The organism is Bacillus sp. HMSC036E02 (genome assembly GCF_001836235.1).
Classification (GTDB): Bacteria; Bacillota; Bacilli; order Bacillales; family Bacillaceae_G; genus Bacillus_A; species Bacillus_A cereus.
The window spans coordinates 37,808-51,284 of record NZ_KV827874.1; the positions used below are offsets into that span (position 1 = coordinate 37,808).

Consider the following 13,477-nt stretch of genomic DNA (forward strand, 5'->3'; position numbering starts at 1 on the left):
CTCTTTAAAGAGTTCCCCTTCTTTTTTACTTCTTCGCCTTCGTTCCTACTAAATCACCAGCAACAACATAACGCTTAGAATTGTCCTTTACAGATACACATGTAATAAGCGTTATCTCATCTTTCCCATGATCCTCTACAACTTCCCACTTATCAGGGGTCACTTCAGATACACCAGTAACCGCATACTCATATTCATTTTCATTGTCATACAAATAAATTTTATCGCCTTTTTTCAAAGAAGCTATATCACTAAATAAAACACCTTTTTTAGACATATTATGTCCTGCTAATGCGTAATTTCCTTTTCCCATAACTTGATTCTCTTTTACTGTCGCTGCACCTGATAATAAGTTTTTTTCAGTAGAAGCTTTTAAAACAGGCAGTTCTACTGAAACACTTGGAATCGAAATACGACCAATTACTTGTTTCTTATCTAATGATGCATTCGCTACTTCCGCCAAGTCTGGTTGATTAATTTTGGAAGCATCTACAAATTCCGTCTCATGCTTTTCATAATCCATCTTTTGAACAGCCTGCACATTTTCAGTCTGTTTCTTTTCAGCCTGATATCCATCATAAAATGGCTTTCCAATTAACACGCCACCTACAACAAATAGCAGAATTGCTACTATACTATAAATTCTTTGCTTATTCATACACAGTTCCTTTCCCTTACAAAATCTTACTCTATATAAAATGATAAAATAATATCGCTATATGTACAAGTATTAGCTTAAAAAGAAACCTTCTTGCCGGTGCAAGAAGGTTTCTTTTTAAGCTAATTTATTTCTGTATAGTGATACGTGAAATACTGTCATTTGAATAAAGAAAATAGAAAATAGAATATATAATGGGTATCCAGGAAGATATTCATTAATAATAGGCGAAAAAGTTAAAAATCCAACTGCACAAGGTAACACAAACCATAACGATACAAATGTTGTTCTACAAGCTTTATCCGTAATCGCTTTTTCACGTTCATCTTCTAGTGGAAATAATAATGGATACATCCAAAAAGATAAATTCTTATATTTTTTCTTTTGAATTCTATAAAAAATTGTAACTATAATTGCTCCAATAAATAATAAAATGAATGGTACTCCATTAAACCATACTTCAAACGGGAATTTCTCGTTTTTAATTATATCTGCTAACTCTGTAATAACACTATAAAATTCAACAAATGTCCAACATGCTAGTGCAGTATAGAGTACATTTATAATATAAGAAGAAACAATTCTATTCATCCTTTTCCCCCTCCTTATTTAAAACAAACACATCTTCCATCTTTAACTGAAACACATCACAAATCGTAAGTGCCAATAACAACGAAGGAACGTAATCCCCTTTTTCAATTGCTGCAATTGTTTGTCTCGTTACTCCAACCTTTTCTGCTAATACGCTTTGCGTAAAGTTAAAACGAGCTCTTAATTCTTTTACTCTGTTTAAAATGGTCAAATTTACCACCTCTCACCATTATTGTATGCTATCCTTAACAAAATGTAAACTCAACTTAACATTATTATTATAAAAAAATCCAACTCTACGTATTGTAAAGTTGGATTACGTGTTAGTTTAAAATTGTAACTTTAACTGTTCTTCTGCCCCAACTACTTGATGAACCTTTATCTGGCATTAAAACATCAATTCTATGCCCCTTAATAGCTCCACCAGTATCGGCTGCAATTGCTACTCCATAACCTTCAACATTTACAGTCTTACCTAATGGAATAACATTTGGATCTACAGCAATTAATTTCATTCCTGGGTTTGCAGTTAAGTTATAGTGTCCCCATGCAGAAAATACTTGTTGACCTGGTGCATAACCATTTTCCGCTGGATCAGCTGTATAAGCTGTAGCTTCTACATAAATTTCTTTCCCACCAGCAGTTGGCTTAGAAGGTGGTTCAGGTTGTGCAGGTTTGGTAGGTTCTACCTTCGAATTATTATTAGCAACTGGTTCAGCTGGTTTACTAGCTTTTTCCTGCTTTTGCTTTTCAGCAATTTCTGCTTGTGCTTTCGCTAAAGCTTCTTGCTCTGCTTTTGCAGCCGCTTCTGCTTTTGCACGCTCTTCCGCTGCGATTCTTGCTGCTTCTTGCTCACGAGCAATCGTTTCTTGTACTGTCTTCATATTTGATTCAATTTTAGCTTTTTCTTCCGCTGCTAAATTAAGTTGACTTGCAACTTCATTATATTTAGCTTGAACTGTTTGTAAGTTATCTTGACGTTTTTTCAAGTTATCTTGCAGTTCAGCTTGCGCTTTTGCTAATTTTTGTTTGTCTACTACTAAAGATGCTTCTTTTTCGTCAATTGTTTTCTTGTCCTCTTCAATTTGACGAAGATCTTGTTCTTGTAGACGTAAAATTTCTTTATCAGCTTCTAGAATAGTAGAAACTGCGTTCATACGTTGTAAGAAGTCTGCAAAGTTTTTTGACTCTACTACAACTTCTACTACTAAACTTGTATTTGAACTGTTTTGAACAGAAACCATACGTTTTCTCATAATATCTTTACGAGCAAGGACTTTATCCTCCAAAACGACAATTTCTTGCTTTTTTTGCTCAATCTGCTTATGTGTTTCATCGATTTTACGTTGAATAGCAGCTTGATCCTCTTTATTTTTTGCAATTGTATTATTTAAATTATGTAGTTCGTTTTCGATACCTTTAATTTCTTTACTAACAGCTTGCTTCTCTTGCTCTTTCTTTTGCATTTCTGCATCGTTTTGTTGCAATTGCTGTTGCATGTTGTTAAGTTTCTCGTCGTTTGACTCTGCTTTAACAGCGACTGTACTAGAAAGACCGATAATTCCTGCTAATACTAGACAGCTGATTCGCTTAAAATAGTTCATAATCCGACTCCCTTCTTATACAGTTATACATGATTTATTTTACAGTTTGTTTACAAAACGATTAAATACAGTTTATTTTTCGTGACGAAAAAAAGAGAATTATGAATAAAATGTAATAGATTCTTAAATATTTAACAATTCCTATATTTAAAAAATACAAAAGATGCTAAAATCCAAATATAGAGAAAATATAACTTTCAAAGGCGGTTGAAATAAATACATGTTTACTCAAAAAAAATCACTCCAACATACAATTGCTCAATTAGAAGAGCGTATACAAGAATTAGAAGCAGAATTAAAACAAAAAGATATCGAAAAGCAAGAGACTATTTCTACTATCCACGATCGTGTACAAAGCGTTATCCAAGAGCATCAACTTGTAAATAACCAACATAATACACTTCAAAATTTAGTTCAACAGTTAAGTTCATGTTTCGAAAATGTTTCAACACGTACGTCACATTCCAATGAGTTAAATAATGAAATGTTACAAAAGGAACAAAGCTTAATTCAGTCTATTGCAGAAATTATTGACTGCTCTAATGAAGGAAAAGAATCCGTTCACCGTTTACTTATTGTAATTAATAAATTAGGTGAACAATCTCAACGCACGTCTAATAGTATGAATCATCTAAGCGAACGCTCAAAGGAAATCGAGCAAATTGTAGAAGTCATTCAAAACATTGCAGCACAAACAAATTTACTTGCATTAAATGCGAGTATTGAAGCCGCACGTGCTGGAGAGCACGGTAAAGGATTCGCCGTCGTTGCCAATGAAGTAAGAAAACTAGCGGAAAGTACAGCAGAAAGTACAAAAAACATCGGCAACTTAACGAAAAAAATACAAGAAGAAATTGAAAAAGCATATGATAACACAAAAGATAATTTACATTTAGTCGATGAAGGTGTAGAAATGAGCGCCGATACAAATGCTAGAATTGAAAATATTTTAGTTATGATTCAAACGTTACAAAATGGTGCTACAAATGTTATTAAGGCTATCGAAAACCAAAAGTCTTGTAATGATGACATATTACGAGAATTCGCTAACACACAACAAATGTTCCAAAAATTAAATACTACTATTATGAATCATATTCATGATGCTGAAAAAGTCGATGTTCAATTATCTAAAAGTCTTCAAGGAACAGTGACTTCTTAATTAAAATTAAGAATCCCTTATACTGCTATAAGGGATTTTTATTTTATTTTGAATATTTATTTCTTTTCAATATTCATCCATATCTTTGTTATAATGGAAAAGTTGTTTCTTTCAACTAATAAACAAGGAGGTTATTATGGAACAATTTTACTACGTTTTAAAATATTTAATTCTCGGTCTGTTCCAAGGACTAACAGAACCAATTCCGATTTCTTCAAGTGGTCATCTCGTTTTAGCACAACATTTGCTAGGACTAAAAATAGAAGGGTTTAGCTTCGAACTACTTGTTAATTCAGCTTCATTATTAGCTGTATTACTTATTTATAGAAATGATTTAATTCGTCTAACGAAGAATGGTCTCTCTTATATATTTACAAGAGCAGAAGACGCAAAATCAGATTTCTTCTTTATTATTTATCTTGTTATTGCAACCATTCCAGCAGGTGTTATTGGTGTTTTATTTAAAGATTACATCGATCAGTACTTAAAAGGTGTGAAGATGGTTGGGGTTTCCCTTCTTATTACTGCTGTCGGCCTTTGGATTATTAGAAATTTACGCGGTCGTAAAAATGATGGCGACCTTTCTATGAAAGATGCAATCATCGTCGGATTAGCACAAGCTTGTGCACTGATTCCCGGAATAAGCCGATCTGGTGCCACAATCGTAGCAGCAATGTTACTTGGTATGAAGCAAGAAACAGCTCTTCGCTTCTCATTCTTACTATACATTCCTGTTAGCTTAGGTGGCTTATTGTTAAGCATTACAGACATTGCAAATGACCCAAATCTAGACACATTATTCGTACCATATGTCGTTGCATTCATCGCAACATTTATCATGACGTATATTTCACTAAAATGGTTTATGAACATTATGGCAAAAGGAAATTTAAAATATTTCTCTTTCTATTGTATTATCGTAGGTGTACTTACTCTTATTTTCTTATAAAGTAAAACTTACAAATTAAAAGCGAGTCATCTAGTGTAATAGAATGACTCGCTTTTTTATACCTTTATTAAGTTAAAACCTATTATTTACTTACAATTTTCAGAATAGTATAATATTTATCAAGTTCACTATTACAGTAATTCTATCTTTCCTACTATTATCGTAAAAGAGGTGTTTATATGTTTATAGTTACAAAACTCATTCACATTAAGTACGAATATGAAAATGAGCTACTTTATGGGCTTAGACAATATTATCCTTCCCCCGGAACGAACGGTTGTATTAACATAGAGTTTTCACCTGTTCATCGTACAAATGATAAGGCAGAGTATATGATTCGTATGTTATGGAAAACACAACAAGATTACCATACATGGCTTTCTCAAAAAGAAGGCAATGAAACTTTGAAGCACAAAATACAAGGCTATATCCTTTCTTCCAAATCAAATGCTACCTATGTGCATTAATCCTTCTCTTTTTATTCCTTACGAGGGCCAAAATGATAAAGTTAAATTAATCAGCCCTCATCAATTGGGCTGTTCACAAATAACGAGATAAGGACCCTCTTACTTTTCATACTGTAAGAGGGCTTCTCTTATGCATACACTTTCTTCTCTTGACAATACAAACGAATAACATGTTTATTTTGTTGAAATACATCATGCGTCAGCCGAATAATAATAAAGTTTCGTTTTGTTTGATCATCATGAACAAAAATCTGTTCTCCCTCCTGAAAACGCCATGCACTTTCAAAAGTCGTAATATGATCCCCACTTACAGAAAAAAGTTCATATCGCATCTCTTGTACCCTCTCTCAACTTATATAATCACAATATCCTTATATTAAATTTATTATAACTTAATCCCTATCAAATTAGTAATCTTTTCTATTTCGAAAGGTTTTAACTTTGTATTTAAATATTTTTAGCGCTATAATGATAAACGAATTTTTATTGAAAGGAGTTTTACTTTGACTGCATATTTATTTCCAGTGAAAACAGCATTTATTTTATTTCCTTTTTTAGCAATGTTTCTTTTAATCCCTTTTTTAATATTTAATTATCGAAAATACGGTTATTTAAATAAATGGCGCTCATTTATTTTATACTCACTATTACTTTACTTATTAAATGCCTATTTTCTTGTTATTTTGCCGTTGCCACAAACGTTTGATACTTGTAGCCTACAACCGGCTAATACACAACACATGCAACTCGCACCATTTTATTTCATACAAGAGATTAGTAGTCATACATCGGCAGTTTTAACGAAACCAGCTACTTATTTCTACTTATTAAAAGAGTCTGCGTTTTTACAAGTTGCCTTTAACGTTCTATTAACTGTTCCATTCGGTATTTACTTACGTTATTATTTCCGACGTAGTTTCTTACAAACAATTTGCATTTCCTTTTTCCTTTCACTATTTTTCGAGCTAACACAAGTGACTGGATTATACGGTATATACAATTGTGCATACCGATTATTTGATATCGATGATTTGTTTTTAAATACATTAGGTGGCGTAATTGGTTTTATCATTGCACCAATATTTACGTACTTCCTTCCGAAGACAAACGAGTTAGATAGTCATATTGATTTGGAAACGAAACCAGTCGGATTCATTCGTCGCCTTATCGCGATGCAAATTGATTGGATTTTCTTATCTATCGTCGTACCTGTCGTTAAAAACAAAGGAAATTCTTTCTTCGTTTCTAATATGCAATCTTACACCAATATGTATGAACTCATTTTCATTACGTGTTCAATCCTTATTTACTTTATTATTATTCCATACTTTACTAACGGAAAAACAATTGGGAAAGCATTGCTTCGCATTCACGTGAAAGGAAAATCAAATCGTATTACATTAAAAGAACTATTTATTCGCTACGGTATATTTTATTTTGCGTTAGGTGGAATCAATTATATTCTTTCTAGTAGCTCTATTTTAAATCACACAGAGCCTCTAATATTACTCGTTACATTGTTATTCCTATTCATCATTAACGGCCTATTTATTATTCATGTTTTACTACATGTATTTAGCCGGGATAAACTACTATTTTATGAACATATTAGTCATACAAGAAATGCAATTACACTAAAAAAAGCTGACAAATAATTATTTGTCAGCTTTTTCATATACATAATGTGAAACTTTAATTAGCCCTCACCTAACTTCTTTGCTTCCACTGAATTTTGAGGTAGGGGTCTTACTGCCTGACAAATAGCGGGATAAATAACTTCTCCGCATAAGGATTAAAAAACATTCCAAGTTCATCTAGAGATTTCCTCACCTGTAAAAACGAATGAAACTCTGGATATATATATTGTAATTGTTCATACGATAATGTATGCATTTTCCCCCAATGTGGACGCCCTTCATACTTCAGAAAAATCTTTTCCACTTCGCCAAAGTAAGCAGCATATTTCATACCTTTATACATATGAACAGCGATATATGCTGAATCTCTTCCATAGGCCGGACTAAGCCATATATCATCCCCTTTCACATAGCGGCATTCGATTGGGAAGTGCACCTTATACTTTTTCTTTTCAATAAGATTTGAGATTTCTTCTACAACCGTCCTCATATACTTTGAAGGAATGCTATACTCCATTTCATAAAATGGCACCGTACGTGATGTAGCAAATACTTCATAGCTCGGGCCAATTATTTTTGTGTTTGGTACAGCTTTAGCTGATAACCGACTCACGCCTTTACTTATAGAAGGAAACCATTTACATCCTTTAGATAGTAAAGAGAACATCCTATTTTCAAGTAACTCCACCTTTAGTTTATGCCATTTCAAATCACTGCCTTTATTCGTTGTTTCGTTCGTAAGTTTCACTTGTACTTCATCAGAATAAGGAAAAACGAAAAATTCAAAATGACGATGCTTCTTATATTCTTCTAGTTTGTTCATTACAGTGGATAATGACTGTTTTTCACTTTCATAAACGAGTGAATACGCTGGAATAACCTTCAATTTTATCTTTACAATGATACCTAACATTCCAAGTGACAACTGAAACGCTCTCCAATATTCTACGTTCTCAGCTTCCGAACAAACTATACTCTCACCATTAGATAGAACTGCCGTAATCTCTATAACTTGTGTTGATAAACTCCCAAAGGTAATACCCGTTCCATGAGTCCCCGTACTAATCGCTCCTGCAATAGATTGCGAATCAATATCCCCTAAATTTTCTTGCGCATAACCTTTTTCCTCAAGTAACTTCCCTAAATCATATAACTTTGTTCCTGCCCATACTTCAGCAACCATCTTCTCTGCATCAATATTCACAATACCCTTCAATTCATCTAAAGAAACTAAAACTTCTTCCGTTTGCACAAGGGGGGTAAACGAGTGTCCTGAACCGACAACACGAATTTTCTTTCCCTTTTTTCGCGCAAGCCCCACAACTTCTACTACATCTTGTATACTTTCTGGATACATCGTATAATGCGGCGTTCCTTCTACATTCCCTGTCCAATTTCTCCACTTTTGTCCCTTTATAGAAAGCATTGGCCATCCCCCCGATATGTTGAATACTCCCCGACAATCTCTCCTTTTTTAACACGATATAAAAAAGGAAAGCGTTCACATAATTCACCAGCCTTACTATGACGAAACAAAATGGTCTCTCCTATATCCACTCGTTCCTCGCCGTTATAAAAAATTGGCGTTTGTACCTCGCCAGCACCTTCTAAAGCTAATAATTTTGCACCCTTCGGTCTCCAAACTTCAGGCTCTTTATCTTTTCCAACTGCTCCTGAAGCAATATATCCACCACCTAGGCAAGTGTAAATAAACGGGACTGGTTTACGAACAACTGGTAAGGCAAATCCGACCGCTGGATGAAATTTCACCTCTTTATAATAATCAAACAGCTTCGGAGAATAAAAAGCAGAACCTATTGTAATCTCTGAAACTGAATTATCTTTCTCGGTTGTTTTTATGCTTCCTGTTCCGCCTCCATTTACAAACCTTAGCTCAATACCAATGTTTTGTATTGCTTTTACAATATGTTCTCTTCTTTCTTTAACTTCTAGCACTGATTTCTGCTTTAAATACGAAATCAATTTACTTTTCAACCATTGATTCGGTATATAATCGCCCACCCCGGCAATTTGAGCTTCATATCCCATTACACCATCTAACATTAAATATGATGACCTTCTCACCTTTTCTACTACTTTCAACGCATCCTGCACATTTTTTACTGGGGACCTTTGTACACCAAAATGAAATTGAAAGAAGCGACTACTCATATCAATATCCAAACAAACACGAAAACATCCTTTAGATTGCTCAGCAATGTTTTCTAAATACACAATATGCTCTTCACAATCCACCATACAAGTTATAATGAAACCTTTCTTTGTTAACAAACTAATTTCATACAGAGCTCTTTCATCGTAAGCAGGATATCCAAGCAATAAATCATTAAATCCTTGTTCTATTAAAAATAAAATCTCTCTAGGTGAAAAGCACATAATACCTTGAAATCGATCATTTGCAGCTAGTATCTTTTGCATAATCGGAACAGAGCGTAACGATTTACTCGCTATACGAATCTTTTTATTTCCACTTAACTCTATAATCGATTGAATATTTCTATCTAAAGCCACTTCATCCAAAAATGCACACGGTAATGGAACTTCTTTAAAAATTCCTCGATCCACATTTTTCTCTCCTCTTCTCAATATGTCTTATACATATTGGAAAGAAAGTGTGATTTTCCTGTTTGCAAATAAAAAAAGTTTCTTCTTTACGAAGAAACTTTTTGAAACTACTTCATAGAAATAGTCGCCTCTACTGGATAATGATCAGAGTAATCATTATACGTATATTTCTGGAACCATGATGTAACAGTCCATTGTGGAGATTGCGGCTGTAACACCTTATTCTCTATATACGATGGGTTCGCATGGTCTTTACTTGCAATAATATAATCTAAATACTCAGCAGGACTATCAGGGAAATTATATTTTGCAATACTGTTTGTCGTTGCGTCCCAAGTCGCTGTATGTCCAGTATAAGATGGTACAGAAGCGTTCAATGTTTTAAACATAGATGCATACTCTGAGTCATTCTTGTTCTCTGCATTTATTTTATTTACGTTCATATCACCACCAATTAACACATACTCATTATTTGGTATATTTTTATTTTTAATAAAGTCTTGAATTTCTTTTAATTGGTCTGTACGTACAGATGCAGGTGAAGTTTTTCCGCACATACTATCTTCCGCTTGCAAATGCGTACCAATTACATGAACAAAGTGATCATTTTTCTTAATTTTCGTGTATACAAATCCTTTATTCGATAAATTATCTGGCCCGCATCCTTTTGCAAATACATATTGAATCTTTTCAGCGATTGGCCATTTGCTCACAATCGCAACGCCACCATCTTCAGGAGTTGAAGATGAATAGTTTCCTAACGTTTTATCCCATTCACTTCCACTACTACGACCTAATACTGCTGTTTGATTTGGATATTCTTTCTTCAAATTCCCTAATAAACGATCTGATGCGCTATTATCAAACACTTCATTTAATATAACTACGTCTTGATTCTTTATATAATCTGCCGCCCCGATTAAATCAGCACGCTCAGTTTGTCCCCAGTTCGGATATAAGTTTGTTGATAGCATATATACATTATGCGTCATCACTTTTAATGTATCGTTTTGATTTGTAGACGCTTCTGCTTGAGCTGACGTTCCGCTATATAAAGCTCCTAGACCAACACCTAAGCTAAGTACACCTTTTAGCAATTTACCTTTCACGTTTCATACCTCCATGTATTGTATAGTGATAAAAAGGCCAAATACTCTATTCTGAGATTTGACCTTTTTTAAATACTTAACGATTTCCGTACGTATCAAACCAAAGCTGAATATATCCAGCAGTAACACGTTGTGCATCCATTAAACGCTTACCTGTCATTGGTGTAACTTCAGCGCGCCATTTATCTGCATATTCTTGTGATACAGCAGCTCTCACGAACCAATCTTTCGTATTATCATTTACAATGCCAGCGTAATCTTGTTTCGCAACTACTGCCGCTCCATGAATCCAATCTTCTGGATTCGTACCTTTCCAGTTCCAATATCCATTTCCATCCGTTACTTTATAGTTATCTTTTATCGTATCTACAAAGTTTTCATATTTAGAATGGAACCCTTGTGGATACGAAAGGTTCGTAAAGTTTGCTGCATGCATCGGTTGGTTTACATCCCCTAGATAATGAAGAGATAATCCTAAATAGAAGAATGCTTGTTTCATATCTTTATTTTTGTAAGACTCACCAGCTAATTTAAAATACTTAGCTCCAGTTTCCTTTGCCTGCTTTGCATACGGAATATAAGTTTTCCCATTGTCAGGGTCATAGAAATGTGAAGCAAATGTGCTATTATCATAGTAAGGATTTTCATAGTCAGCAGCATAAATACCGTTCTCTAACTCCGTACGCCATTCATTTAATAGTGCAACTCGATCTTGTTTTACAAGTGTTGTATTACGAGACATAATATCAATTGCACGGTTTACAATCCATAAATGAGAATTCACGCCTTCTTTATGTTTATCTTCAGCAGACCAGCGCGGAATAACTCCAAATCTCTGTCCCCCATCATTTTCATGAGCAAATGCAACACTTTGTAATGGAGCAACTAATGTAATAGCTGCCGCTAAAGCAAGTACTTTCTTTTTCATATAAAATCCTCCATTTTATAATTGAATTATTGTAAACATTTTGTTAGGATCCTATGATGTCGTCCGGTTAACCTATGACTAGAATATCCCACCTTTCACGAAATTTCTATCAATAAATTAAAATATGCAAATGTTCATATCATTATAACTTTATACACAGTGAATATAATGAATGAATACACTTTCATTTTAATAAACTATTATTAAGGCTTGTCTAAACTAATGTAAAAAAAGAGTAAAGCATCTGAATGCTTTACTCTTTTTTTCTATTCGATAATATACTTGGCAATTGTACATTAACTGCTAACTTATGAATAAATCCAAACACTAATCCAATCCCAATAAATATGTATAAGATTGTAAATATCTTTCCGAAATCAGTTTGCGGACTAAAATTCCCATCACCGACAGTCGTCAACGTGACCACACTAAAATATAAAGCGTCAATAGGACGTAATTCTTCAACTGTACTATAAAAAATCGTACCCGATATTAAAGTCAAAATTGTTAATACGAATAATACTTGAAATTCTTTATCTTTCCACGCTCGTAAACAGGCTCTTAACATTCGCTTTAAAGTTAACAAAAATGAAAGCATTAGATTCTCCCTTCCAAACAAAAATACATTTAGTCAAAGGAAAGTCTATCACCTTTCAGTATAGAAAAAAAGTAGCCCTCTTCTATTTCTAGAAAAGGGCTACTCTATTCAATTCTATCTTATTTAGGTGAAACAAGAATTTTCACTTGTGTTTTATCTTTTACAAGTGCTTCAAATCCTTCTTCAACAACTTGATCGACTGTAATTTTTTTCGTAATTAATTTCTCTGCTTGAATTTGACCAGAGCTAATTAATTTAATAACAGCTGGGAAGATGTGACGGTATCCTAAAATACCAATAACTTCTTTTTCTTTTAATACTAAGTTATTTGGAGTAATTGTTGCGTCTTTTTCCCATACACTAACAATTACAGTTTGTCCTTCGAAGCTTGTACTTTCAATCGCTTGGCGTAGTACAACTTCAACACCTGTTACTTCAAAGCTAACATTTACACCTAAACCATTTGTTAAGTTACGAATTTCAGCTAACACATCTTGAGTTGCTGGATTTAATACATAATCCGCACCTGCTAATTTCGCTAACTCTTGACGTTCTTTAGAAAGTTCAACTGCAATAACAGGAGTTGCTCCTGCTGCTTTAGCTGCTTGGATAACAAGAAGTCCAATTGGACCGCAACCAAATACTGCTACAGCTTCCCCTTCTTTTAATTTACTTTGACGTACTGCATGAACTGCTACTGCTGCTGGTTCTACAAGCGCACCTTGTTCATACGTCATTTCATCTGGAATGTGATGAACCATATCTTCTGGTACTACTGTATATTCAGAGAAACCGCCGCCTTCTCCGCCAAGACCGTGGAAAACAAGTTGTTCACAAACATTGTAATGTCCATGTTTACAAGCTTCACATTTACCACAAGAATAAATTGGTTCTACAACAACGCGGTCTCCCACTTTATGAGATGTAACTCCTTCACCAATCTCTATTACCTCACCACTAAACTCATGACCTAAAATAACAGGTGCTTTCACATGTGTTAATGGATGTTCTTCTGTTGGAATAAAAATAGGCCCTGCTAAATATTCATGCAAGTCTGTCCCACAAATACCACACCATTTAACTTTGATTTTCACTGTTCCTGGTTTTACTGTTGGTTCTGGTACTTCTTCTACTCGTACATCACGTTGATTATGCCAAAGTAGTGCTTTCATTTTATACATCCCTCTC

General features: G+C 34.1%; 14 protein-coding genes and 1 pseudogene. 4 read left to right on the forward strand and 11 right to left on the reverse strand.

Annotated features, from left to right (window positions below; all coding sequences use genetic code 11):
- Positions 1–25: 25 nt before the first annotated feature.
- The 4 genes from HMPREF2590_RS25255 to HMPREF2590_RS25270 form a co-directional block, all read right to left on the reverse strand.
- Positions 26–658, reverse strand: a complete 633-nt coding sequence (locus tag HMPREF2590_RS25255) for a class A sortase (protein ID WP_001041724.1) — start codon at positions 656–658, stop codon at positions 26–28.
- Between the two features lie 117 nt (positions 659–775).
- Complete coding sequence (locus HMPREF2590_RS25260; RefSeq protein ID WP_050821625.1) at positions 776–1,249, reverse strand: DUF2178 domain-containing protein; 474 nt, start codon at positions 1,247–1,249, stop codon at positions 776–778.
- Complete coding sequence (locus HMPREF2590_RS25265; protein ID WP_000154020.1) at positions 1,242–1,460, reverse strand: helix-turn-helix transcriptional regulator; 219 nt, start codon at positions 1,458–1,460, stop codon at positions 1,242–1,244. Before HMPREF2590_RS25265 ends, HMPREF2590_RS25260 begins: the two co-directional genes overlap by 8 nt.
- 112 nt (positions 1,461–1,572) lie before the next feature.
- A complete protein-coding gene (locus tag HMPREF2590_RS25270) occupies positions 1,573–2,853 on the reverse strand; it encodes a 3D domain-containing protein (RefSeq protein WP_001105789.1) in 1,281 nt (426 codons plus the stop codon).
- A 631-nt stretch (positions 2,854–3,484) separates the two neighbouring features.
- Between HMPREF2590_RS25270 and HMPREF2590_RS31300 the strand changes: the two are divergent.
- The 3 genes and pseudogenes from HMPREF2590_RS31300 to HMPREF2590_RS25285 form a co-directional block, all read left to right on the forward strand.
- A pseudogene (locus tag HMPREF2590_RS31300) lies at positions 3,485–4,015 on the forward strand (methyl-accepting chemotaxis protein); the annotation flags it as partial.
- 136 nt (positions 4,016–4,151) lie between these two features.
- Complete coding sequence (locus HMPREF2590_RS25280; RefSeq protein ID WP_000434796.1) at positions 4,152–4,964, forward strand: undecaprenyl-diphosphate phosphatase; 813 nt, start codon at positions 4,152–4,154, stop codon at positions 4,962–4,964.
- A gap of 179 nt (positions 4,965–5,143) precedes the next feature.
- Positions 5,144–5,431, forward strand: coding sequence for a hypothetical protein (locus tag HMPREF2590_RS25285; RefSeq protein ID WP_025966743.1), 288 nt, complete (start codon positions 5,144–5,146; stop codon positions 5,429–5,431).
- Between the two features lie 128 nt (positions 5,432–5,559).
- Here the strand turns inward: HMPREF2590_RS25285 and HMPREF2590_RS25290 are convergent, their stop codons facing one another.
- Positions 5,560–5,763, reverse strand: a complete 204-nt coding sequence (locus HMPREF2590_RS25290; protein WP_001268332.1) for a hypothetical protein — start codon at positions 5,761–5,763, stop codon at positions 5,560–5,562.
- Between the two features lie 171 nt (positions 5,764–5,934).
- On the opposite strand from HMPREF2590_RS25290, the gene HMPREF2590_RS25295 reads away from it, so the two are divergent.
- Positions 5,935–7,086, forward strand: a complete 1,152-nt coding sequence (locus HMPREF2590_RS25295) for a VanZ family protein (protein WP_000128012.1) — start codon at positions 5,935–5,937, stop codon at positions 7,084–7,086.
- 91 nt (positions 7,087–7,177) lie between these two features.
- Here the strand turns inward: HMPREF2590_RS25295 and HMPREF2590_RS25300 are convergent, their stop codons facing one another.
- The 6 genes from HMPREF2590_RS25300 to bdhA all read right to left on the reverse strand — a co-directional run bounded on the left by HMPREF2590_RS25300 (position 7,178) and on the right by bdhA (position 13,461).
- On the reverse strand, positions 7,178–8,494 hold the full coding sequence (locus HMPREF2590_RS25300) for a D-arabinono-1,4-lactone oxidase (protein ID WP_000948950.1): 1,317 nt from the start codon (positions 8,492–8,494) through the stop codon (positions 7,178–7,180).
- The gene (locus HMPREF2590_RS25305; protein WP_050821620.1) at positions 8,482–9,654 is read right to left on the reverse strand and encodes an amino acid deaminase/aldolase; all 1,173 of its coding nucleotides are present in this window, start codon (positions 9,652–9,654) and stop codon (positions 8,482–8,484) included. Before HMPREF2590_RS25305 ends, HMPREF2590_RS25300 begins: the two co-directional genes overlap by 13 nt.
- 107 nt (positions 9,655–9,761) lie before the next feature.
- Entirely contained in the window at positions 9,762–10,763 is a 1,002-nt protein-coding gene (sph, locus tag HMPREF2590_RS25310) for a sphingomyelinase C (RefSeq protein WP_000676789.1), read from the reverse strand.
- Between the two features lie 76 nt (positions 10,764–10,839).
- Positions 10,840–11,691: a phospholipase CerA gene (cerA, locus tag HMPREF2590_RS25315; protein ID WP_000730997.1), complete on the reverse strand. Its 852-nt coding sequence runs from the start codon at positions 11,689–11,691 to the stop codon at positions 10,840–10,842.
- Positions 11,692–11,944: 253 nt separating this feature from the next.
- Positions 11,945–12,289, reverse strand: coding sequence for a potassium channel family protein (locus HMPREF2590_RS25320; RefSeq protein ID WP_000948209.1), 345 nt, complete (start codon positions 12,287–12,289; stop codon positions 11,945–11,947).
- 119 nt (positions 12,290–12,408) lie between these two features.
- A complete protein-coding gene (bdhA, locus tag HMPREF2590_RS25325; protein WP_000645827.1) occupies positions 12,409–13,461 on the reverse strand; it encodes a (R,R)-butanediol dehydrogenase in 1,053 nt (350 codons plus the stop codon).
- Positions 13,462–13,477 lie beyond the last annotated feature (16 nt).

Coding starts and splice junctions, on each gene's coding strand:
- HMPREF2590_RS25255 (WP_001041724.1), bottom strand. CDS start 658: ATGAATAAGCAAAGAATTTATAGTATAGTAGCAATTCTGCTATTTGTT.
- HMPREF2590_RS25320 (WP_000948209.1), bottom strand. CDS start 12,289: ATGCTTTCATTTTTGTTAACTTTAAAGCGAATGTTAAGAGCCTGTTTA.
- HMPREF2590_RS25300 (WP_000948950.1), bottom strand. CDS start 8,494: ATGCTTTCTATAAAGGGACAAAAGTGGAGAAATTGGACAGGGAATGTA.
- HMPREF2590_RS25270 (WP_001105789.1), bottom strand. CDS start 2,853: ATGAACTATTTTAAGCGAATCAGCTGTCTAGTATTAGCAGGAATTATC.
- HMPREF2590_RS25280 (WP_000434796.1), top strand. CDS start 4,152: ATGGAACAATTTTACTACGTTTTAAAATATTTAATTCTCGGTCTGTTC.
- cerA (WP_000730997.1), bottom strand. CDS start 11,691: ATGAAAAAGAAAGTACTTGCTTTAGCGGCAGCTATTACATTAGTTGCT.
- HMPREF2590_RS25260 (WP_050821625.1), bottom strand. CDS start 1,249: ATGAATAGAATTGTTTCTTCTTATATTATAAATGTACTCTATACTGCA.
- HMPREF2590_RS25285 (WP_025966743.1), top strand. CDS start 5,144: ATGTTTATAGTTACAAAACTCATTCACATTAAGTACGAATATGAAAAT.
- HMPREF2590_RS25290 (WP_001268332.1), bottom strand. CDS start 5,763: ATGCGATATGAACTTTTTTCTGTAAGTGGGGATCATATTACGACTTTT.
- bdhA (WP_000645827.1), bottom strand. CDS start 13,461: ATGAAAGCACTACTTTGGCATAATCAACGTGATGTACGAGTAGAAGAA.